This window comes from Paracoccus sp. S4493 (assembly GCF_000967735.1).
GTDB classification, from domain to species: domain Bacteria; phylum Pseudomonadota; class Alphaproteobacteria; order Rhodobacterales; family Rhodobacteraceae; genus Paracoccus; species Paracoccus marcusii.
The window spans coordinates 1-19,775 of record NZ_JXYF01000120.1 but is presented as its reverse complement, the minus strand read 5'-3'; the positions used below and the strand labels follow the sequence as shown (position 1 = coordinate 19,775).

Below are 19,775 nucleotides of genomic sequence, written 5' to 3'. Positions count from 1 at the left end.
GCCGCGACGTCGCGCTTACATTTTTGGGATTTCGTCGCAAAGTGAATTGCGCCTTAAAAGGCCGCTTCAAAGCCTGATCGGCTCGACATCAACACAGCATGCGCTGGACGGCCGCATGTAAATTAGTTCAAGAAAGTGTCCCAATCTGCGTAGCGACTGCTGAGTAGAAGAGGCCGCTCGCGACGATGACGAGCAGGTGCCAGATCGTTCGATGAAACGGCAAGCGCGTTGCCACGAAAAACCCAAATCCCACCGTATAGATGAGCCCACCACCCAAGATCAGTCCGAAGACAAGTGAGGACATTCCGCCGAAAAGCGCGTCTCCGGCAATGACGCCTGACCATCCCATGATCAGATACAGGCTTATGGCGACGCTGCGCCATCTATTCGGCACGAACGTGCGCAATCCCACCCCGAGAGCCGCGCAGCTCCATATCCAGACCAGAAACCACCCGGTCTCATGGGGAGACAGAAGCGCGAATGCCGTATAGGTGCCGGCAATCTTCAGGTAGATTGCCGAATGATCGAGCCGCTGCAGGTACGGTGTCCAGGTCTGTGGATGCGTCATGTTGTAGAGCATCGAGCATAAGATCATCGCGATGAGTGTGAGACCGTATACCGAAGCACCGACCAACCCGAAGTCCGTAGTGTCTGTTGACAATGTCCTCATGATCAGGAGGGGAACCGCGAGCAGTGCTGCTGTCAAACCGGCAATATGAACCAACAGGTCCGACATGGTTTCGAGCCGGCTGTATTCGATGCGACGCGGTAGGTAAAAGCTCATCAATAACCTTCCATCGTTGATCGCTTCAAAAACCGCGCGGCTGATATTGAATCAGCTTGGGACAAAACCTCAGACGTGTACGCGTGCTTCAGGCCGCATCCTGCGTCGGCTAAATGATGATGTCACGAAGAGCACTGACATCCCTTATTTGCCTTTCACTTCCGAGCGCGTCGTCACGAGCAAGCCTCCGGCCTGCTTGATTGACGTGCCGCATCACGTCGCCAGCCGGATGCCGACTGAAATCAAGTCCGGTTTGACTGTTCAGTTCCTCCAGGCTGACCTGGTAGAGACGAAAGGGCTCAAATGTCAGCGTCGTCTCCAGATCGCCTAGCAAGTCTTCCTGGGTCAGAATGAATGCGGTCAGACGCGGCAGGTCCTCGAGATCGCGCCACCCGATCAGCTTCCAGAATGCCGCCGGGATACGAGCCCCTCGATATTCGATGTCAGTCGGACTGAAGATCGGACCTGCCTGCACGGACAGACGCAGCTTGGCGATACCGGCTTGAGCAAACACGTGATCCTCGAGCTCTCCCCAGAGGCCCTGACGGGAGGACTGGTTATAAGCCTGATGCTGCGGGGCGATATTGGTGTAGTAGAACGAGTCGGCATTGGCCTGCTGCGCTTCGGCGATGCCGCCCCAACACAGGTCTGCGCGCCGGGCGATGTGACCCCGGTCGAGAACGTTGTCGCTATAAAGCGCGTTTCCCCATTGGTATTCGGCGTCAATGCGAGGATCGAGGACAAATTCTGACCGCGGAAGTTTCACCATCCGGGCCCCGTCCACGTTCCAGGCAACATAGCGCGCCATGCGCCGCTCAGCCGACAAACACAGGCTGAAATGGGTATAGGGGATGCTTGTACGGCCCTCGAAGAGAACCGCGTCAAGCGCCATGTCATCAGAAAGACCCGGCTCCGGAATAGGAATACCTGTGAACCCGGCATCATAGCCGTCGCGCGGGTCATCTCCATCAAGTCCCGCGGTCATATCTGGATAGTTCTCTAGGTGATCCCCCGTGCACGTTTTGACTGCCGGGGGGGAGACAGTGCCCGGCGACCAAGTCAGGTCCAAACTGCCGCTCGTGACGATCTGCCGATCAGCAGCGGACTGGCCTGGGTCAGATCTACCGCGCACTCTGTCGCCAACACCCGCGTGATCGTCCATTCGCACCGTGAGATCCACACTCCGTACGGTATGGTCAGCAGGGACGGGAATGCCATTGAGCGCAACGAGTGCTGATCCCTCCGCGCGTCCGGGACAGTCGCTCGATGGTTCACCTTGGACAATGACATTGACGCTTAATTCCAGAAGACTGTTGCCGTCCTTCCGTTGTATCCGGACGAAGGTCCCATTGGCAGCGGCAGGATGGCCGACGCCATTGATCCGGATATGGCAGCCGGTGCTTTTCTCGTTCGTTTCCGACTTCGACATCATGCTGTCCCCGGCCTGTACAGGGTGATGAGACATCGTGAGTGTAACACGGGCAAGAAGATCACGTACACGATGACGTCGGTAGGCTTGCACATGATCTTCAACGTCTGAGGGCGGCATCGCTCCTTGGTGCATGCTTAAGGATCGGACAGAGCTTTGGGCCAAGCCGCATGCATAAGCTCAGGCTAAAAGCCATTTCCAGCTCTTCGCAGGGTCTGCACCTGACCGGTCGCTGAGCGACGCGGCATTGAGGTCACGCCACCTCTGCGTCTGAGGACATAAGCCACAGCCTGACCGCATCCCTGGATGCCCCGAAGATGCCGAAGCTATCCAGCATTTTGACGCAGGTTGCAGGATCAGCCACCGGCCGCGGGCGCTTGCCATGATCCGCCCGCCATACGCAGACCACAGATCCCTGCTCGTCCGTTTCGGCAATCAGCATTCTATCCGTATTCGTGTTCATCCTGCGGCCTGTATCCCCGTCTCACACAGGTCAGATAATCCTGTGCGTGATCACGGGCCATATGTCTAAATAGCAGGATTGCGTGCGCCTCGAATTCAGAAAATCGCGGATCTTGGCGGAGAGCTTCTGGCCGCGTCACTTTATCCACAATTTCTGGGGATAGTTCTGGGGATGGGAAGCTGGTCCGAGATGTTGTCTGGCTGCACTGATAGGCTGCCTCTACCCCACTTAGAGGCCCTTCTATTAGCGTGAAGGTGTCCTACGAGCGGGAAGGGCCTGAGCAGATGGGGGGCCTTTTTTCTGTCCGCCTGCAAAACTGGTGTCATGGCACTTGTGCTGTCGCCCACTCCACATAGAAAAGCGGCTGCAGTTCCCTGCAGCCGCCACCTGTCCCAGGCAATCTCTCATGCCCAAACAATTACGGGACCATGCCTCATCAGGCAAGACATACAGCCTCCTTGGTTCAGTGCCGTCACGGAAGTGACACGGACGGCATCAGCGGTTTTCTATCCGATCAGCTTCTGATCAGGAAGTCCGCCAGCACGAATCCATCGGCATGCATTGCCCGGGTGAGTTGGGCGGAGCTGTATCTGCTGTCATGCGTGATGTCCCGCCCGGCCCAGGACGGGCGTGGAAACTCGTGATGTTCGTGCGGCAGCTCCACATCGCAGGTCACCAGACCCGCCAGCGCACCCAGATACTCGTCGACTTGCCAGAGCAGGCCGCAGAACTGGATATCATGCCGCCGCTTTTCCAAGCTCGGAGCGCTCGGGAACTCGCTGATCATGTCGGCCGCCTGGTCGGGCGCCAGATCGAAATGAAACTCGCTGCGGGAAACCCCTGTGCGGTTGCCCTTGATGGTCAAGGTCGCCTGGTCATCACAGACACGGATCCGCGCCTTGCCGGTCTCGAAGCGGGCGACCAGATAGTCCTTGATGTGGTGACAGCCCAAAGTCATGTCTCGCCAATCATCACTGGTCACAAGGAACTTGCGTTCAATCTCGATACTCAATCTCGCCTCGTTGGTTGCGGCCCATGCGCAGGCCGATCAGACTGGTCAGGGGCCGTCGCGGCGGCTCCTAGGGCGCAGCGTACGGCTTTGCCCTGATCTCAGCGCTTCTTCTTGATGAGCGCGCGCAGCCCTTCGCGCATGCCGGGGCAGCGCAGCAGTCGCGCAGCTTTCTCGCTCGAGACCACGATCCTGTCGCGTTTGCGTCGCTCGGGCCATCGCTTCAGCATCTTCTCCACCCGCATTGCGTAGAGTGTCAGCAGAACCTTCCGTCCACCCTGCCTACACGTCACGACGGTTTTTTGGCCAGGGTGGATGCGGCCCCGGATGCCGCCCTCCTCGTAAGCTTCCCGACGGGCAGATCCCCTGCCCGACATGCCCGGAATACGGCGCCCCTTCGGATGGATCCATTCCTTGCTTCCCGGCCGGCTGACCAGAACGACCTTGTGCCGCCCTTTTTCAGGAAGAAGACAAAGAACGCCGTATCGTTTCTCAGCCACCGGCCAACTCGCGAACAAGAGATACCCCTGTCAGTGCCAGCGACTTGTTGCCGAAGCGCTTGTCGGTGCTGACATCCCGACCGAACCACGCCGGCGCAACGAACTCGCGAGCATTGGCTTCGGATTGGAATTCGACCTCGACCATCACCAGCGGTGCAAGATCACCCTCGAAGATATCCAGCTCGTAGGGCAGCCCCCCGTCCAGCTGACCGACCCACCGGGTCTTCACGACGCGGCGGCCTTCTGTCTGCGGCCATAACATCTCGAACTGCGCCTCGCTGATCTCGATCTCACGCTCACCCCGAACGATACCCTCTCCGGATTTCACGCAGAGAACGAATGTCTCATCGGTCTGGCGAAGCCGAACCTCGACGGAGTCCCCAGGCACGGTCAGATAGCCTTGGCGCAGGGACGATCTGTCGGCCAGAGACAGGTCAGGCATCGCCGCCACCAGGAACTTCCGCTCGATCTCGACGGGTGCTTTCATCGCGCTCAGCCCTCCATCAATCGTGTCTGAACTTCTTCGTAGATCTGCCGGTATGCTTGCGCGGACGGACGCTCAGACGCGAACGCCAGCACCGGGGCTCGATTGACACCCATCCTCTCGACATCGGTGGAAAACGGAAGGGCGGCCTCCATGATCCGTTTCGGGTAGGCCTCGCGCATGCGTGCCATGGTCTCGCCATGCAGGCTTTTCTGCCGCTGCACCATCGAGAAGAAGGCCGCGATCTTCTTCTTGCTGCCCTTCGCGCCCTCCTGGCCGTCGATGAAGTCCAGAAGCTGCTCGAACGTCCTCTCCGACAGAGTGGTGGGAATGACAGGGACCACGATCAGGTCCGCCGCCTGGAGGACGCTCTCGGAGAGTGTCGAGATGTTCGGAGGGCAGTCCAGGACGATGATGTCGTAGTCGCCGCCGACAGCCTTCAGCGCCTTCTTCAGGCGCGACTGGCTGTTCTTCATCCTTGAGAGAAAGACGTCGAAATCGCGAAAGGTCATGTTGGCAGGGAGGATGTCCAGATTTTCAAAGTCGCTTCCGCGAATGGCCTTTGTGACTTGTTTGGCCTCCTCAAAGAACGCCTCGTTGTCCAGTTTCTGAGATGGCTTCACGCGAAAGTAGAAGCTCGAGGCACCTTGGGGATCGAGGTCGCAAAGCAGGACGCGATTGCCGGCCTCGGCAAAGGCATAGGCGAGGTTGACGGAAGCGGCCGTCTTCCCGACGCCTCCCTTGTTGCTGTAGCAGGCGACAATCTTCATCTCAGGCTTCCTTGGCGTTGAAGAGTGAGCGGAACTGATCACGGACATCTGGGCCGTCGAACTGATTGAAACTGGCCATGATCCGGGCGCGCTCTTCCTGCTGCCGTTCATGCAGCACGGCGATCAAGGCGCCGATGCTCTGTGCCAGGGCGAGGTCCTGCCTGTGTCCGATCGGCTCGTGAGCGTCCATGAAGCTCTTCAGAAATGCCTGCTGGACGGAATAGTCGTTGAAGAGCCCAAGATTGTCCTGAAGACGCTTGAGGGGTTTCAGGATGGGTTTGACGGCCGCCGCCGGATAGAGAGGTGCAAAGAACTCCATGAGGTAGCGAAGCTTCTTGCAGCCAATCCGCAGCTCGTGGACCTGTTCGTCAGGCGTGTCGGCCGTGATCTCGCGGGCGATGCGACACACCTTGCGGTAGCGCTTCCAGATCAGCTGACGGGCATAGTCCCCGACCGGGGCGTCTGCCCTCGGCCCCTTTCCGGGACCCCTTGTCTGGAGAAATTCAGCCTGCAGTGCCTCGATCCCAGCCTGATAACGGGCGCTGTCAAGATGGGCTGCCATGGCACGGTGCGCGCGGCGGCGCTCCTTGCGAAACATCTTGAACATCTGCTCCAGCCCCTCATGCAGAGAGGAAGGCACCATCGCGAAATACTCGTCCTTGGCCAGAAGGTAGACGTCCAGATCCCGAAGCCGGCCTGTGGCAGACATCAGTTCGGACGCCTTATGCTTGAAGTCCGCGGTCTGTTCATCCGGATACACGCCTTTGAAGAGGCTCAGAGCTGATCTGACTTTTCGCAGGGCGACGCGGTAATCGTGCAGAAACTCCGTGTCATGATCGGCGATGACCCCGGCCTCATTCTCGCGGGCCACCTGCAGATAGACCCTGATGATGTCGGTCGCTGTTTGCCATGCCGTGGCATTGTCGAGGATGGCGACGTCGGGTTTCGCACTGTATCTGGGATAGTCTGGAAACAGCATCGAGGACAGCTCGGCCGTGCGAGGCGAAGGGCTCTCGGAGATAGCCTCAAGATGTTCGCCCAGTCTTCTCAGGGCTTTATCGTATCCCCGCAGCGGCTGCAGCGCGGCGATCGTCACTGTCATGCCCCTGCCGTCGGGTTTCAGCGTCGTTAGATGCGCCCGGACAAGCGTCTTCCTTTCGTCATCGGTGACCGTCAGATCCCGATGAGTGACAGTTCCGGACCCGATCCTCAGGAGACTGCGCAGAGGCGGGACGTGCTTGAGGGCGGCCTTGACGGGCCCGTCTTTCAGGTCGGCCACGAACCGATCAGTCCCGCCGGCCTTTTGAGCCACAAGGTCTGTGGATCCCTCCAGCAAAGTGAGTGTCCTTCCCGATCTCAACACGAGATGGCCAGCGGCGTGAAGGGACCCGATATGGTCGTCGAGCATGTCAAACGTCGCGTCATCGGACTGACCAATCTGAAGCGACAGACCATCCGGCATCTCTGCCAGATTGGCGTCGGCCAGCGCTCCCGGAAGGATGAGAACCGTTTGAGATGCCCGCTTCATGATTTCTTGCCTGCCGCCTTCTTGAGATAGCTGTCGACCAGCTCCTCGATGATCTTCTGCACGCTCGTATCGTCCTCTATGGCCCGTGTCTTCAGCGCCTTGAGGGTCTTGCGATGAAGCCGCAGGGACGTGTTCACCTTCTTGGCGTCCTCGGATTTGGGGCTGGCAGTCTTGCTTTTCGGCATTGATGACACCCGGTAACGATGACGTCATGATGTCATCATGGGCGGTCAAATGGCAAGACCATTTCTGATGTTAGCCCACAGATGATCTCATAGACGACGTAGCCGGAAATCTTGCAGCTTCGTCAGGTGATGAGACAATGCCGTCTTCATGGGCACTGTGTGCTTGCTGGAGCCGTATTCAGGACGTTCACGCAGGCGTGTGCGCTTTAAAGTTGTAGGATCCGACATGGCATTGCCAAGTTGGGTGATTGTGGGCGCAAAGGGGGGCGAAGCGTGAGCGCTTATGCGTTCATCTCGAGCGCATAGTCGTTCCACAGGCTGAAGGCGTCAGCCCGTGCGTGGCGGTATGAAGATGCGGTGAGACGATAGCGGCGGGGACGGAAGAGGGTGTTGATCTGGTCATGGGCGGCGAGGAATCTCTGCGCCTGTCGTTGGGACTTGAAGCGTCCCATGATCTTCTCTCGCCGTCGCGTTGGTCTGTGTGAGCCCTCGACCAGGTTGTTCAGCCCCTTGTGTGCCCTGTGGTCGGCGTCGGGAGCCAGGTTCCGGATTGGCTTGAAGTAGCTGCGCAGCTTGTCGGTGATCATCACACGCGGCTGGCCGAATTGCGCGATGAGCCTTGCCAGAAAGCGCCTCGCGGCTCTGGCGTTCCGGCGGGTTTGCACGAGGATGTCGAGCGTGTGGCCATTGGCGTCAACCGCCCGCCAGAGCCAGTGTTTCCTGCCGCGTATCGGGATGACGACCTCGTCCAGATGCCACTTGTCCGACGGCCCCGGCCTATCGCGCCGGATGCAGGTGGCAAACTGCGCGCCAAAGCGGTTAACCCAAAGCCTGATGCTCTCGCGGCTGACGATCACGCCGCGCTCTGCCAGAAGGTCCTCGACGTCAGCCCCGCTCAGGGCGAAGCGGTGATATGCCCAGACGGCGTAGGCAATGATCTCACGGGGAAAGCGAAACCCCTTCAGGCGCGGCATGGATGATGGCGTTTTCATCCGAGATCCTGTAGCAGGCGCTTCACGACACAACAACTTGGCAATGCCGGTAGGGCGCAGTCCCGCCAGCCTTTCAATAGATCATCGACTGTGTGGCGGTCGGTGCGTGACCTTTTCCGAAATGTACGTAGCTCCGGAATCCATCAAGAGACCCGCGACGGAGTCATAGCTTTCCGTGACTGTAACCGCCGTTCCGTCCGTAAGGCTGAGCATACAACGGTCATCTGCTTGGGCTGTCATTCTGACAATCTGAGTGACCGAAACCGAGATGGAATAGCGGGCACCATCGCTGCCAAGCTGGTTAAGTTCGATGAAGCGCATTTTCACAGATCCTCTTTCTCCCGGAGAAAAACCGTCTGCCAAGCAAATAAGATGCATAAAGATTTGGTAAGTGCCGCATGAGCCTTCACAAGACCATCACCACTGGATCCCGCATCACCCGCGCCATGTCGATCACCGACGCCCTGGCGGGGGCTTTCCTGACCGAAAAGGCCGTGCTCGACTTTGATCAGTATGGCACCCACGAGTTTGACCGGCCGGGCGTCGACACCGTCGACGGGAAAGGCACCAGCGACCCGCACCGGGACGCGCAGGTCATTGCTGCGGTAGTGGAGGCTCTGTCGGATCATGTCAGCGGCCGACGCATGGCCACGCAGATTGCCGAGCTGGCCCGCGCCCTCAGCGCGCCGGACTGGGGGCAGGGGGATCGCATCAGCATCACACCCTGCGGATGGGAATGGAGCGATGAAGAGGGGTGCTTCGTGGCCGGCAAATCGCGTGACGGCAGCACCTGGGTCTGGCGCGACCGGAACCGGAATATGCACGAGCGCAAAGGCGACGTCTGCGCGATCAGCTACACCGGCACCGCCAGCATGGTCGCCACTAAGCGCTGCAACTACTTGGCATGGTGCGGGGCGCTGCTGGACCTCTGGGCGGTGCTGAGCAGGCCAGGAATGCTGGACACGATCGAGATCACCGGGGCGCTGCCGGCGCTGGCGCCTTGGCGGGAAGCTGATGCTAAGCCGTAGCCATTCGGGCCGGGTTGGGATCGACACGCACTCCAAGCTCATAAGCCAAGGCTTCCAGTCCGTCGATGATCGCATCGTAGGACGTCCCAGACTTCGGGAAATCCGCCCGGAGCTGGCGGTAGAAGGCAAGCTGCTTGGGGAGTTCATCAAGTGGATAGGAGTCGGTCGAGTGGGTGCCGGACATGGTGAAAGTCGTATCGGTATGCGTGATTTTCATGCGCGGTTTCTGCCCGATGCCAAGGCCGGGGTGCAAGGTTGATCCGCGAGCTTTGCAAGCTTGTAGCGGCCTTCGCCGTGCTGATCGTGGTGCTGTCGTGGGCTGGGTTCTTAACGACCAGTAACCGCAATTATGTAACAATCAAGTGATCGAAGCTCAAATCATGAAGCGACTTAAAGGTTTTTCGCCTACGGCTCATGGCCTACTTCTAGAAGCTCGCGACAAACTCTAGTTGTTGCCGTGTAAATCGGCGAGCCTGAAGACCAAAGTCGATTGGCGTTCATACGCAATATCATAAACAGCGCCCGCCCAACCTTCTCGTTTAGCGAGAAGGCCCCGCAGTTGCGGGGCCTTTTGATGGTACCAGACACGCGGATCAGGTTTTGGACGATGGTGTCTTTCCCGACTTTGCTGGACCACTACCCGTCTTCGCCTCGCCGGGTGTCTTCTGCAAGTTCTCCAGAGAGGCAGCCTTATCGCCGTCGTCGTCGGTTAGCTCGCCTTTGGCAGCCGACACGACATTGGTCACGGCAGCCTTCGCCTCTTCCACTCCAGCAGAGACGGCACTGCTGACCCGGTCTTTTTCTTCGTGATAGATTTTTTCTGCTTCGTCAAAGAGCTGATCTCGATAGTCCCTCAGCAACTCGTCCTCGCGTCTTGTTCCGGGCAGCATCGCTCCCAATGCCGCCCCGCCGAGCAAGGCAAGAGCTCCGAACAACAGGGGTTCGTTGTCATAATGACGCGCAATTTTTCTATTGGCCTGCGCCATCTGACGACTGACGGCATCGCTGGCATCCAACGCTTTCCGACGGGCTGCCTCGACCCTGAGGCGAGCCTCCTCGCCAAAACCTTCGGTGCCTTCGCTGAGGCGATCACGCAGATGAAAAGCGTGATTTTTCGCTGTATCAATCATGCCAACGTCTTTCATGGATCTGACAGACTGATCAGAACGCGCCTCTGCGTGTCGATCCGTCTTTCGGTTATCATCTGATGCCCAGTTTGGTCGCGAAAACGGTGGCCGGTTGCCGTAGGTCTGGGATGGGTTTGAAACCGGATTGAAATTGCGCTCATTCCGATCCGACCGGCTCGTCACCGATTGCCCGTAGCTGTGAACAGGATCCTGTCCGCGCCCGAAGATCATCCAGGCCAGGCCGATACCGGTCAGACCCAATGCTATGGGATTTGCGCGAGCGGCATCGCTTGCTGCCTCTGCCCATTCGGCACCATTCTTACGGACCGAACCTGTGAGGCGGCGCGAAAGGCCATCCAAAGACAGTTCACCCTGCAGATCGTCGAGCGTACGCCGCAGCGCTTCGCGGTCTTTTTCGATCTCACGCTCAATCTGGTCAGGGTTGTTGAGGTCATGCGTCATGATAAGTTTCCTTTACCGCGCTGGCATCCCGCTGAACATTCTCGACAGCCCGCGTTGGCATGAGGTTTTCCGGCTTCAGATCAGCCATGCCCTTGCGAAGCAGCACGTAGGCCAAGATCGCCAAGACCACGCCGACAACCACTGCGCTCCAGATTGGCCCTAGATCGGTTTCGGCAAGTGCAGCGACCAAAGCAACGGTAAGCACGTTGAGCGTAACGATACCTAAAACGGCTGCTGCCACGATCATGCCCAGGCCCGTTCCCGCGCGGCTCAGGTTCTGACGCAGTTCGGCTTTGGCAAGCGTGACTTCCTTGCGAACCAGGTCGCTGGAAATGCGCAGGGCATCGGCAGCCAGCGATGCAGGGCTTTGCGAGCGAATGGGATCAGGCATGCGAACCTCCATCGCCGCGACCGCCGGAAATGGGAAGCGGATTGGTTGAGACACGGTGATCCGCTGCAGATGTGCTCTCTGCCTGCGCGTCACTATTTATGGTCCCAACGCGGACAGAGGGTTTCGATGAACTAGTCCGTGATATGTTGGAATCTAGTGAGCTTTTCCTTTTCATGGAACTTGACGGTGTGGTGGAGCCCGCACGCAGAAAGCGAACTGCGGCAAAGCCCGCCAAGGCCGATAAACCAAGGAAAGCCCCTGGCTGACGGTGTGCGAACCTGCGAACCTCCTCAACCATCTCCCGAGGATCCGTGGCGTTCAGACTATCCGCCAGACCACTAACGGTATCGGCCGCACGGTCGAACAGCGTCGCGACGGAAGAATTAGGATCAATCTCAGACCCCGCCTTGCGAAGGCCAGCAGCGAGACTTTCTGCACGCTCTGCCACTCCCGAACGGAGATCCTTCTCATAGCGTTTGGCTTCATCCTTGACGCTGCCCGCGAGACGCGAGGCCTGTTCCGTCGCTTCCGCCTTGATGCTCTCAGTCGTGGAACTGCTGGGGGACTTGGAACGCGGATTTTCGTCGACCATCATCTTCTCCCTTGAATTTAATTATTGGGGCAGGTGCAGTGCTTTGCCCACTGACCTCAGCTATTGACAGACCAACCTTCAAACGATCCCGTCGTTCCACTAATGTTTCTTATGGATGATTGACGCTGCCAGCGGGGCACAATTGCGCCGAAACTGGGGAGCGAAATAAATTTCGAAGAAAATATCCATTTATGGGGTAGGTCCCATCCTGATGGCTGCCAGAGATGCCCTACAGCATTGTCATGGCGGGACAGGATCAAGCTTGAGTAGCAAACTCATCTCGCTGCCTCTCAGCAGATCCTGCTCATCCGGTGCATCTCTGCGACCACGCGTCGTTCGTCGTAGGGCTTGTCAAAGAACACGCAGTCGGCAGGTAGCTTCATTCGCCCGATTTCTGCCTTCCCGGAGGTTACGATAACATGAATGGGCGGCCAACGCTCGCGGATCAGTGCGGCCAGTTTAAGGCCATCAACGCCCCGGGGCATATCGACATCGGTGAAGACAATACGAATATCAGGACGGGTTTCGAGGATCCTGACCGCATCTGTGGCGTCAGTAGCTTCAACCGCTTTGAAACCTGCATCTTCGACCATGTCGACTGCGGCCATTCGAAGGATCGGTTCATCTTCTACGACCAGTACAAGCTGGCGCTTTAAAGGAGCATATTGGGCCATCAGGTCTTTCCGTCTCAGGGCTGCTGCATCTGGGAAAGCAGGGCTTCCATCGACGCGATCAGGCCATCTTGATGGTAACCAAGCTCAACGCCGCCAGTTCCAATCAATCCCATGCTGATCAGTCTCGACCCGAATCCTTTGCCGGATGGCTGTTGAACCGGGGGGCCGTCGGTTTCCGCCCAGCACATTCGCAAAGTTTCTTCCTCTGTGCCCTGCTCGATGGTCCAGGTAATCGTCACCCTTCCTTCAGGTACGGACAGGGCGCCGTACTTGACAGCATTGGTTGCCAACTCATGCAGAAGGAGCGATAGGGACAACGTGGCCCGGGGTCCGATCTGGAGGGACGGACCCTGCAAATGAAATCGGCCCGCCTGATCAAACGCTGCCAATGTTGCCTTTGCAACGTCCTCAAGGGCAGCGGAAGCCCACCGCTTTTTTAGCAGTGCATCATGGGCGCGAGACAGCGCACCGATACGTTGTGTCAGCGCCGTCACGGCGTCCTTCTCAGCGACCTCCCGAAGCGTTTGAGTGGCGATGGCCTGGACAATCGCAAGCGTATTTTTCATGCGATGGCTGAGCTCTTCGTTCAGGATGTGCTGCTCCTGTTCGGCCCGTGCCCGGGCAATCGCCCCATGCGTCCGGTCCCCGACCTGCCGCACGAGCGCGATTTCTTCCGATGTCCATTCCCGCGCTTGGGCATTCAGAACGAAGATGACAGTGTCGAGAACACCGCGCACCATGATCGGCAGGTTCAGGAGTGCCCGACAATGGACCTTCTCAAGGCTGTCAGCCTGGCTGGCTGTCCTGGGATCTATCTTCACGTCTGGAATGACGACGGTCTGGCCGCGCTTCAGATCCTCGATGTAGGAGCCAAACGACCTTAAATGGTGAGACCCGACCACGCTGACGCCAGAGGCGTCGCACCAGTCCACCGGTACGTCGATTTCCTCCTTTTCCAGGTCTACCTTCCCAAACCCGATGCAGCTCCCGCCGATGGCTTGGTTCATGCATTCTGCCGCCGCACGAGCGATGTCGTCAGCATTAATCAGATCGCGCAGCTGCTCGCTGAGGTCTGCAAGAGCCGCAATGCGCCTGGTTTGAAGAACATGTTCCGTGACATCAGAGCCCTCAATGAAGATGCCGGTTACAGTGCCTTTATCGTCCCGGGTCGGCTGGCAAACAAAATCGACGAACCGTTCATCTACCGGGGAATGGGGGTCATTTTGAATTGCGTAACGTGCACCCTTCTGCGTGAAGGGTTTTCCCAACCGGTAGGCCTCATCGAGCAGGTCCACGTAACCTTGTTCTGCTGCGTCAGGCAGAGCTTCGGCAAAACGCTTCCCAATAAGCTGCCGGTTTCCGACCAGCCGAAGGTAGGCGGGATTGACCAGATTAAAGACATGACCGGGGCCTTTCAGCAGCGCCATGAAGCTTGGGACCTGATCGAACATGGCAGCCAGTTCCAGATGTTCATGCGCCGCCTTGTTTTGCTGTCGTTCCGCTTGGAGAAGCAGATCGTTATGGCGCGAAATAAGACGGCGCATCTCTAGAAGGCTCACGACCTGCCGGGCCAGCGACCTGAGATCATCGGCCTGGACCTCCGTCAGTCCCTCCGGGCGCGGAGCGTGGTCGATGACGCATATGGTGCCAAGTGTCAGTCCCTCGGCTATTACCAGGGGCGCGCCGGCATAGAACCGCAGATGCGGATCCTCCAGAACCAGCGGATTTGACTGTGTCCGGGGATCCAGAGTCAGGTCGGGAATAATCAGAAGGTCACGCTGCCCGACAGCGTGCTGGCAGATGGATTGCGCGATCGGCGTTTCGGAGGGCTCGAAACCAACCCTCGCCTTGAACCACTGCCGCTCGGTGTCCAGCAGACTGATGAGTGCAACCGGGGTATCACAGAGCCTCGCGGCCAAACGGACAATGTCGTCAAAGCCGACTTCCGGTCCGGTGTCGAGAATATCATGCGCATGCAGCGCATCGAGACGATCGGCCTCGTTCATGAGGTCCGCCGGATCTGTAGCCACTTGCTTGCGAGGCAATTCATGTGTCCATGTAAAAGAGAGTTTGACCTTGCGTTAACGGATATGAAGGCCGTTGTCAGCAGAGGTTCTCAAGCGTGCGCATTATCCGGCCACAACCGAGCTTTAACGCCATATAGAGGGCGGACTTGCTGACCTTTACGCGGGCCGCGGCCTCACGAACGTTAAGGCCCGGCGCGATCAACTGTCGGGCACGTGTGATCTTATCAGGGGAAAGAGCAATGGGGCGCCCCCCTTTCCTCCCTCTTGCAGCGGCAGCTTTCAATCCTGCCCCAGTTCGCTCCCGGATCAGGTCTCGCTCGAACTGACCGAGGGCTCCGAAGAGATGAAACACCAGCCGCCCGGTAGGGGTGGTCGTATCGATTGCCTCGGTCAGTGATCGGAAGCCCCCCCTGCCCTCCAGTTCACTCACTGTTTGCAGTAGATGGTTATTGATAATGTAACCGCCCCTCCAACGGCATCTGTGTGCCAAGGTGGGTCTGTAACGATCCACAAAGGGGAGCGGTCATGTCGGAGATTATCACGGTCGGGCCTGCTATCACGCAGACGGACATTCTTCACGTCTCCGCCCCAAGATCGGAAGCTCCCGGCTTCCCGATCACGTGCGCCATCGCTGGAACGACTGTCCCCCGGGTTCGTTGAGCCCGCGATAATATTATGGAAATCAGGAGAAAAGTCCTATGGCACAGAACAGTTCAGGGACGGGCAGAGGGTCGGCCGCAGACAAGATCGTGGCCACGAAGGACGCGGCCCGTGAGGAAGCCGGTCGGATTGCAGGCGATGCGAAAAGACTTGCCCGCGATGTCTCCGGGCGCGGCTCCGAACTGGTCGACGGCGCCTTGGAGACCGGACGGGACTACGCCGCACGGGCCTGCTCGGAGGCGGAGCGCGTCTATAACGTCGGCCAGAAGCGCGCCGAGGAAGCGGCTTTTTATGCGGAGCTGGGCTATGAAGAAGCCGCGGACATGATCCGGCGGCATCCGGCCCAGGCCATGGGTCTCGCGGTCGGCGTCGGCGTGCTGATCGGACTGCTGATCGCGCGGCGCTGAGGCTGCCAGAAAGAGACTTGCGGAGAGAGGGGTTTCGCTAGCTAGCCCTGGTCCGTTTCCCAATCTTGAATAGAAAAACCCCCGGTACGCGAGACCTTGCCGGGGGTCAAGTTCATCGAAACGGATGATGCCTTAGTCCAGCCCAGACATCACCCGGATGCACATCACCAGATCCGGGGCTTACTCGCATCATCGCGACTTCCGTCCCGATCATCCTCGACTTCTACTTTCGTATGACGAACGGTCTCGGAGATGGTATCGGTATAGGTGCCGCTGACCTTCTTCAGGCCGATCTCCTCGACCACACGGGCTTGCTTGGCGACCACGGCTTCTTCGGCATATTCCTGTGCCTCGATGGTGCGATCCTAGAAGGCGGCATCAGCGCCCGTCGCGACCCGATCGACGGGGCGGCGTTCCAGTTCGACCCGCTCGTCACGCAATTCGACGGTCTCTTTCACAGGCTCCTCGACCGAATAGGCACGCACCCGCACCCGCCCATGGCTGGTGTCGCGCTTGCCGATGCTGATCTGCTCCTCGACCACCGGGATGCTGTCCTGGTCGGTGGCGCGGGGCGCGTCGGCCGGAAGACCGGTGGTCGTACCCAAGGCGCTGTCGCCGGAGCCGTACGGGTTGGCTTCATAGCCGCCCCAGCCTTCCGAACGCCAGCTGGCCTCGCGCTCGTTCAGATCGACGGTGCCTTCGTCATCGAGAATGTCCAGGGCCATATCATAATGGGCGGCGGAGATACCGGAGACGGTCACCAGATATCCACCGCGGGACAGACCCTCGGCATAGGCATAGCGGTCTTCCTCGGGGAAGAAGAAGTCGCTCAGGCTGTCCCAGAAGCTCTTGTCCTCTTCAGGCGAACGTTGGGCTGTCGCTCCACCCGCCGAACCTTCTACCATGCTGATATGATCCTCCGAGATCCCGCTGGTGCGCAGGCGCTCCACGGCCCGCTGAGCCTCCGCCCGGTCATCGAACAGGGCCGAGACGGATTTCCGTGCGCCACCGGTCATCGCATTTTCATTGTCATAGGTCCTCTGGAACTCCCTTTCTGAAGTCGTGCATGTCTTGGGAGTTGCCGTTCTGAGCATCGACGTGATCGATCTGCGCGCGCGGCTTGCGCACCGACACGGGAATATCGTGGGTTTCCCGATACGCGGTCTGGCGGAAATGGATCTCCTCGCGAAGAAGCAGCGCGCAAGTCATCACGATCCGCTCCTCGACCACCGGGATGATCGTAACGTCGCCCTCCCCCCGGATCTCCGGGATGGTGTCGATCACGCGATCCACAGGGATACGAACCACGTCCACATCGACGGACTGCAGATTCACCGGGACGGTCTCATTGATGGTCTCGGTAACGGTCTGCACGCGAACGCGCCCCGTCACCGTATTCCTTTTACCGATCGTCACAGTCTCTTCGACAAGAGATAGAACCGGTTTGTCGTCATCATCCGCCATTTGGCACTCCCATACGTCCAGCCAACCAGCGGACTTGAAAGTTGTTACATAGGCATTCAAAGCCGTGGAGGCAGCCGGATTTGATCAACGCGAGACAGTGAATTTCGCGGTTTTGATAAGATAAATGGGGTTGACGAACGAATCAGGCCACTAAACATCTGATGGGCTTGAAAAATATAATATGCATCCAAAAATCTTGAGAGGCGACACGGTGTCCCATTGATAAAAGTTGATTATGCAACAATGGCCTGAGTTTCTTTAATTAATAGGCAATTTTTTGCTTTCCTTACCCAATTGCATTATCTGCAATTATAAACTTTCTTACTTCAGCTCTATTAATTTTATTCACGAGTTTTGAAACAATATACACCGACTTGTGCTGGGGCCGCATCGAAGACTGTAATTCAGAGCTGAAAGGATACGGCCAGATGCTTATCAAACTCATGGGTAGCGTTGCTGCCACCGCGATCTTTGCCAGCACCGCCATGGCACAGGATGCACCGACTACAGCACATGTCGCTGGCGGCAAGGTTGTCGTGGAACAGGCAGATCCACAGGTTGATGTGACCGTCCCGGCTCCCGACGTCGACGTGTCGCAATCGGCTCCAGAGGTGAACGTGGAACAGCCGGAGCCTACTGTTACTGTGCAGCAGGCTCCTCCCCAGGTGACTGTTGAGCAGTGTGCGCCCACCATCACCGTGACCCAAGCCCCACCCACCGTCACCGTCGACATCCCACAGCCGGTTGTCGGTGTGCGTATGGCCGATCCCACTGTAAACGTGACTGAAGGTGAACCGCGGGTCATGGTCGATATGCCTGACCCGGTCGTGAACTACATCGCCCCAGAGCCGAACATCGTGGTGAGTGATTCCGAAGCTCAAATTGACGTTCGTGAAGCAGAGGCCGATGTGGACGTTGATCCAGCAGAAAAGGCTCGGGTCAATCTGACGAGCGGGGAACCTCAGGTTAATATTCAGGAAAGCGGTGAGGCCGACGTAAATATCGCTGCAGCGCCAGAGCCGAATGTCGATATCCAGGAGGGCGGCGAAGCCAACGTCGACGTGAACCAGGAAGAGCCTGCCGTGGACGTGACCGGTGCCGCGATGGGCGCGATGGAGATGCGCGAAGGCTACCAGGCTGCCGATGTCACGATGCTTACTGCAGAAAACGTCGAGGGGACCGACATCTATTCGGCCGATGATGAAGTTATCGGGCAAGTCAACAACCTGGTCATGACTACGGACGGCCAGATCGAACAGGTTATCGTGGGTGTCGGCGGCATGCTGGGGATGGGTGAGCGCGACGTGGCCTTCACCATGGACGAGGTGTCATTCCAGCAGGCGGTCGAAGGCGGGGACCTGCGCGGCTACGTCGCCGCACCGTCGACCGAGATCGAGAATATGCCGGAATACGATGGCGTGAACTGATCAGAGACATGGCGGCTGCACTTTCCCGCAGCCGCCGCCTGTCCTTAGGCGGTCTCTCGCGTTGAGGTGATTACCGCTTTTTGCGTTATTGAACAAGGATACCTGCCCCATGGCTCAACCACCCCTGCACGACCCCAATCATCCGGCCCGCAATTCAACCGGCAATGTGAGCGGACAGGAAGAGAAGAAATCCAAGGTCATCCCTATCGCCATCGGCATCGTGGCGCTTCTGGTCATCTTCTTCTTTATCGTCCCCATGTTTACCAGCGACGATGATGCCGAAACTACAGAGACGACCACGGAGGCGCCGGCTTCGGCTATGACCGAAGAAGAGCCGGCAACCGAGCCCGTCGTACCGGATACCGACATGGCTGAGCCGGAACCGGCGGCCACTGAGGCACCTGTCTCGGTCGAGGAACCCGCCGCTTCTGCAACGCCAGCCGCGACCCCCGAGGCCGGTACGGACATCGAGGACAGCGACACCCAGCAGGGCGTCACCGTGGAGATCGAGGATCCCGCCGAGACCCCGGCGCCTACCCCGGCCCCCGTCGATGGCGAGACGGAAACCATGACTGTGCCCCTGCAGGAGCCGGCGCCCGCGCCCGTAAACTGATCCACGCGGCGACCTTCGCCAACTCACGGAAAGCTAATGGAAGGGCCCGGCGCTGATGCGCCGGGCCCTGCTTTTTCTCGATCCGGGATTGTCGCAGTTTCCAGCAGCGCCGCAATTTGGTCGCGATAAGACGAACCGAGCTTCGGCGCGGATGAATGCCATCCCTGAGAGTTTACGGGCGGTCAGCCGGCCGGGAGGTTGGCCGCCATGTCATTCACCGCCGGTTCGATCTCCTGGCATGTCCCCTCGACAGTGCTGCCTTGGGATGCGGCCACGTCGGACAGGGTTATTTCCTGATCGTTGAATGCCACGATACCCTGGTTTCCCTGCTCGATTGCGGCAGTCCCGGCAGCCTCGTCTCCCGAAGGCAGCATGGTCATTATCTGAGCTTGGGCCTGGACGGCCTCCGGACCCGTAAACCCTTTCTCCTCGCAGTACTGCAGGATCCCCAGCTGATTGCTGGCGGCCTGCCATGTGGCTTCCGTATCTAGTGACGGTTGAGCGACGGACATCACTGGCATCAGGCCTGCACCGATCATCAAAGCTACGCTTCGCATCATTTGGACTCTCCAATTAAGGGTCGAACGCGACAGGTGCGTTACCCCCGTCGCTGCCCGTCAGGGTCAGTTCCGTCTTCTACCCGCTGCTGCGCGAGGGCATCTATGGCCCCGTGGGCAAGACGATCGACATCGTGTCCATCCTGGGCACGCTGTTCGGGGTCGCGGTCTCGCTCGGCCTCGGCTCGTCGCAGGTCGCGGC

At 58.7% G+C, this 19,775-nt stretch carries 23 protein-coding genes and 3 pseudogenes; 5 read left to right on the top strand and 21 right to left on the bottom strand.

Annotation, left to right across the window (positions count from 1 at the left end; all coding sequences use genetic code 11):
• Positions 1 to 127: 127 nt before the first annotated feature.
• From TW83_RS14410 to TW83_RS14360, 11 genes are all read right to left on the bottom strand, one after another.
• Complete coding sequence (locus tag TW83_RS14410; RefSeq protein WP_052714909.1) at positions 128 to 784, bottom strand: hemolysin III family protein; 657 nt, start codon at positions 782 to 784, stop codon at positions 128 to 130.
• A gap of 109 nt (positions 785 to 893) precedes the next feature.
• Positions 894 to 2,213 (bottom strand): DNA/RNA non-specific endonuclease, encoded by a 1,320-nt coding sequence (locus TW83_RS19895; protein WP_162198054.1) that lies wholly within the window; start codon positions 2,211 to 2,213, stop codon positions 894 to 896.
• A gap of 253 nt (positions 2,214 to 2,466) precedes the next feature.
• A complete protein-coding gene (locus TW83_RS14400) occupies positions 2,467 to 2,676 on the bottom strand; it encodes a hypothetical protein (RefSeq protein WP_045983468.1) in 210 nt (69 codons plus the stop codon).
• Between the two features lie 514 nt (positions 2,677 to 3,190).
• A complete protein-coding gene (locus tag TW83_RS14395; protein ID WP_084697520.1) occupies positions 3,191 to 3,688 on the bottom strand; it encodes a CYTH domain-containing protein in 498 nt (165 codons plus the stop codon).
• Positions 3,689 to 3,786: 98 nt separating this feature from the next.
• Positions 3,787 to 4,185, bottom strand: a complete 399-nt coding sequence (locus TW83_RS14390; RefSeq protein ID WP_162198053.1) for an NUDIX domain-containing protein — start codon at positions 4,183 to 4,185, stop codon at positions 3,787 to 3,789.
• Positions 4,178 to 4,672: a CYTH domain-containing protein gene (locus TW83_RS14385; RefSeq protein WP_045983465.1), complete on the bottom strand. Its 495-nt coding sequence runs from the start codon at positions 4,670 to 4,672 to the stop codon at positions 4,178 to 4,180. Before TW83_RS14385 ends, TW83_RS14390 begins: the two co-directional genes overlap by 8 nt.
• 5 nt (positions 4,673 to 4,677) lie before the next feature.
• On the bottom strand, positions 4,678 to 5,439 hold the full coding sequence (locus tag TW83_RS14380; protein WP_045983464.1) for an AAA family ATPase: 762 nt from the start codon (positions 5,437 to 5,439) through the stop codon (positions 4,678 to 4,680).
• 1 nt (position 5,440) lies between these two features.
• Positions 5,441 to 6,967, bottom strand: a complete 1,527-nt coding sequence (locus TW83_RS14375; protein ID WP_045983463.1) for a CHAD domain-containing protein — start codon at positions 6,965 to 6,967, stop codon at positions 5,441 to 5,443.
• The gene (locus TW83_RS14370; RefSeq protein ID WP_045983462.1) at positions 6,964 to 7,152 is read right to left on the bottom strand and encodes a hypothetical protein; all 189 of its coding nucleotides are present in this window, start codon (positions 7,150 to 7,152) and stop codon (positions 6,964 to 6,966) included. Before TW83_RS14370 ends, TW83_RS14375 begins: the two co-directional genes overlap by 4 nt.
• A 281-nt stretch (positions 7,153 to 7,433) precedes the next feature.
• Entirely contained in the window at positions 7,434 to 8,144 is a 711-nt protein-coding gene (locus TW83_RS14365) for an IS6-like element ISPpa9 family transposase (RefSeq protein ID WP_026155209.1), read from the bottom strand.
• An 81-nt stretch (positions 8,145 to 8,225) separates the two neighbouring features.
• Positions 8,226 to 8,465: a hypothetical protein gene (locus TW83_RS14360; protein WP_045983461.1), complete on the bottom strand. Its 240-nt coding sequence runs from the start codon at positions 8,463 to 8,465 to the stop codon at positions 8,226 to 8,228.
• Between the two features lie 77 nt (positions 8,466 to 8,542).
• Between TW83_RS14360 and TW83_RS14355 the strand changes: the two genes are divergently transcribed.
• Positions 8,543 to 9,172: a hypothetical protein gene (locus TW83_RS14355; protein ID WP_045983460.1), complete on the top strand. Its 630-nt coding sequence runs from the start codon at positions 8,543 to 8,545 to the stop codon at positions 9,170 to 9,172.
• On the opposite strand, the gene TW83_RS14350 is transcribed toward TW83_RS14355, so the two are convergent.
• From TW83_RS14350 to TW83_RS19880, 7 genes and pseudogenes are all read right to left on the bottom strand, one after another.
• Entirely contained in the window at positions 9,162 to 9,389 is a 228-nt protein-coding gene (locus TW83_RS14350) for a hypothetical protein (RefSeq protein ID WP_045983459.1), read from the bottom strand. The genes TW83_RS14355 and TW83_RS14350 overlap by 11 nt on opposite strands.
• Before the next feature lie 376 nt (positions 9,390 to 9,765).
• A complete protein-coding gene (locus tag TW83_RS19890; RefSeq protein ID WP_084697516.1) occupies positions 9,766 to 10,761 on the bottom strand; it encodes a DUF3618 domain-containing protein in 996 nt (331 codons plus the stop codon).
• Positions 10,751 to 11,152, bottom strand: a complete 402-nt coding sequence (locus tag TW83_RS14340; protein ID WP_045983472.1) for a phage holin family protein — start codon at positions 11,150 to 11,152, stop codon at positions 10,751 to 10,753. The genes TW83_RS19890 and TW83_RS14340 overlap by 11 nt, the downstream gene beginning before the upstream one ends.
• Positions 11,145 to 11,747 (bottom strand): hypothetical protein, encoded by a 603-nt coding sequence (locus tag TW83_RS20675; RefSeq protein ID WP_157001612.1) that lies wholly within the window; start codon positions 11,745 to 11,747, stop codon positions 11,145 to 11,147. The genes TW83_RS14340 and TW83_RS20675 overlap by 8 nt, the downstream gene beginning before the upstream one ends.
• Before the next feature lie 287 nt (positions 11,748 to 12,034).
• The gene (locus TW83_RS19885) at positions 12,035 to 12,418 is read right to left on the bottom strand and encodes a response regulator (RefSeq protein ID WP_084697514.1); all 384 of its coding nucleotides are present in this window, start codon (positions 12,416 to 12,418) and stop codon (positions 12,035 to 12,037) included.
• A 14-nt stretch (positions 12,419 to 12,432) separates the two neighbouring features.
• Complete coding sequence (locus TW83_RS14330; protein ID WP_084697525.1) at positions 12,433 to 14,424, bottom strand: GAF domain-containing protein; 1,992 nt, start codon at positions 14,422 to 14,424, stop codon at positions 12,433 to 12,435.
• A gap of 97 nt (positions 14,425 to 14,521) precedes the next feature.
• Positions 14,522 to 14,890, bottom strand: a pseudogene (locus TW83_RS19880) (recombinase family protein); the annotation flags it as partial.
• 253 nt (positions 14,891 to 15,143) lie between these two features.
• Here TW83_RS19880 and TW83_RS14325 point away from each other — a divergent pair.
• Positions 15,144 to 15,512: a DUF883 family protein gene (locus TW83_RS14325; protein WP_045983455.1), complete on the top strand. Its 369-nt coding sequence runs from the start codon at positions 15,144 to 15,146 to the stop codon at positions 15,510 to 15,512.
• A 164-nt stretch (positions 15,513 to 15,676) separates the two neighbouring features.
• On the opposite strand, the pseudogene TW83_RS22095 reads toward TW83_RS14325, so the two are convergent.
• Positions 15,677 to 16,417, bottom strand: a pseudogene (locus tag TW83_RS22095) (YsnF/AvaK domain-containing protein).
• Positions 16,418 to 16,541: 124 nt separating this feature from the next.
• Entirely contained in the window at positions 16,542 to 16,976 is a 435-nt protein-coding gene (locus TW83_RS14315) for a YsnF/AvaK domain-containing protein (protein WP_084697512.1), read from the bottom strand.
• Between the two features lie 428 nt (positions 16,977 to 17,404).
• On the opposite strand from TW83_RS14315, the gene TW83_RS14310 reads away from it, so the two are divergent.
• Both TW83_RS14310 and TW83_RS14305 read left to right on the top strand, forming a co-directional pair.
• On the top strand, positions 17,405 to 18,403 hold the full coding sequence (locus tag TW83_RS14310; RefSeq protein WP_045983454.1) for a PRC-barrel domain-containing protein: 999 nt from the start codon (positions 17,405 to 17,407) through the stop codon (positions 18,401 to 18,403).
• Between the two features lie 109 nt (positions 18,404 to 18,512).
• Positions 18,513 to 19,016, top strand: coding sequence for a hypothetical protein (locus TW83_RS14305; protein ID WP_045983453.1), 504 nt, complete (start codon positions 18,513 to 18,515; stop codon positions 19,014 to 19,016).
• A gap of 182 nt (positions 19,017 to 19,198) precedes the next feature.
• Here the strand turns inward: TW83_RS14305 and TW83_RS14300 are convergent, their stop codons facing one another.
• Positions 19,199 to 19,576 (bottom strand): pore-forming ESAT-6 family protein, encoded by a 378-nt coding sequence (locus TW83_RS14300; protein WP_157001608.1) that lies wholly within the window; start codon positions 19,574 to 19,576, stop codon positions 19,199 to 19,201.
• Between the two features lie 50 nt (positions 19,577 to 19,626).
• Here TW83_RS14300 and TW83_RS19875 point away from each other — a divergent pair.
• Positions 19,627 to 19,775 (top strand): annotated as a pseudogene (locus TW83_RS19875) (BCCT family transporter); the annotation flags it as partial.

Excerpts from the sequence above, each read along its gene's own strand:
- TW83_RS14410 (WP_052714909.1), bottom strand. The coding sequence starts at position 784 with ATGAGCTTTTACCTACCGCGTCGCATCGAATACAGCCGGCTCGAAACC.
- TW83_RS19895 (WP_162198054.1), bottom strand. The coding sequence starts at position 2,213 with ATGTCGAAGTCGGAAACGAACGAGAAAAGCACCGGCTGCCATATCCGG.
- TW83_RS14400 (WP_045983468.1), bottom strand. The coding sequence starts at position 2,676 with ATGAACACGAATACGGATAGAATGCTGATTGCCGAAACGGACGAGCAG.
- TW83_RS14385 (WP_045983465.1), bottom strand. The coding sequence starts at position 4,672 with ATGAAAGCACCCGTCGAGATCGAGCGGAAGTTCCTGGTGGCGGCGATG.
- TW83_RS14380 (WP_045983464.1), bottom strand. The coding sequence starts at position 5,439 with ATGAAGATTGTCGCCTGCTACAGCAACAAGGGAGGCGTCGGGAAGACG.
- TW83_RS14375 (WP_045983463.1), bottom strand. The coding sequence starts at position 6,967 with ATGAAGCGGGCATCTCAAACGGTTCTCATCCTTCCGGGAGCGCTGGCC.
- TW83_RS14370 (WP_045983462.1), bottom strand. The coding sequence starts at position 7,152 with ATGCCGAAAAGCAAGACTGCCAGCCCCAAATCCGAGGACGCCAAGAAG.
- TW83_RS14365 (WP_026155209.1), bottom strand. The coding sequence starts at position 8,144 with ATGAAAACGCCATCATCCATGCCGCGCCTGAAGGGGTTTCGCTTTCCC.
- TW83_RS14360 (WP_045983461.1), bottom strand. The coding sequence starts at position 8,465 with ATGCGCTTCATCGAACTTAACCAGCTTGGCAGCGATGGTGCCCGCTAT.
- TW83_RS14355 (WP_045983460.1), top strand. The coding sequence starts at position 8,543 with ATGAGCCTTCACAAGACCATCACCACTGGATCCCGCATCACCCGCGCC.
- TW83_RS14350 (WP_045983459.1), bottom strand. The coding sequence starts at position 9,389 with ATGAAAATCACGCATACCGATACGACTTTCACCATGTCCGGCACCCAC.
- TW83_RS19890 (WP_084697516.1), bottom strand. The coding sequence starts at position 10,761 with ATGACGCATGACCTCAACAACCCTGACCAGATTGAGCGTGAGATCGAA.
- TW83_RS14340 (WP_045983472.1), bottom strand. The coding sequence starts at position 11,152 with ATGCCTGATCCCATTCGCTCGCAAAGCCCTGCATCGCTGGCTGCCGAT.
- TW83_RS20675 (WP_157001612.1), bottom strand. The coding sequence starts at position 11,747 with ATGATGGTCGACGAAAATCCGCGTTCCAAGTCCCCCAGCAGTTCCACG.
- TW83_RS19885 (WP_084697514.1), bottom strand. The coding sequence starts at position 12,418 with ATGGCCCAATATGCTCCTTTAAAGCGCCAGCTTGTACTGGTCGTAGAA.
- TW83_RS14330 (WP_084697525.1), bottom strand. The coding sequence starts at position 14,424 with ATGAACGAGGCCGATCGTCTCGATGCGCTGCATGCGCATGATATTCTC.
- TW83_RS14325 (WP_045983455.1), top strand. The coding sequence starts at position 15,144 with ATGGCACAGAACAGTTCAGGGACGGGCAGAGGGTCGGCCGCAGACAAG.
- TW83_RS14315 (WP_084697512.1), bottom strand. The coding sequence starts at position 16,976 with ATGGCGGATGATGACGACAAACCGGTTCTATCTCTTGTCGAAGAGACT.
- TW83_RS14310 (WP_045983454.1), top strand. The coding sequence starts at position 17,405 with ATGCTTATCAAACTCATGGGTAGCGTTGCTGCCACCGCGATCTTTGCC.
- TW83_RS14305 (WP_045983453.1), top strand. The coding sequence starts at position 18,513 with ATGGCTCAACCACCCCTGCACGACCCCAATCATCCGGCCCGCAATTCA.
- TW83_RS14300 (WP_157001608.1), bottom strand. The coding sequence starts at position 19,576 with ATGATGCGAAGCGTAGCTTTGATGATCGGTGCAGGCCTGATGCCAGTG.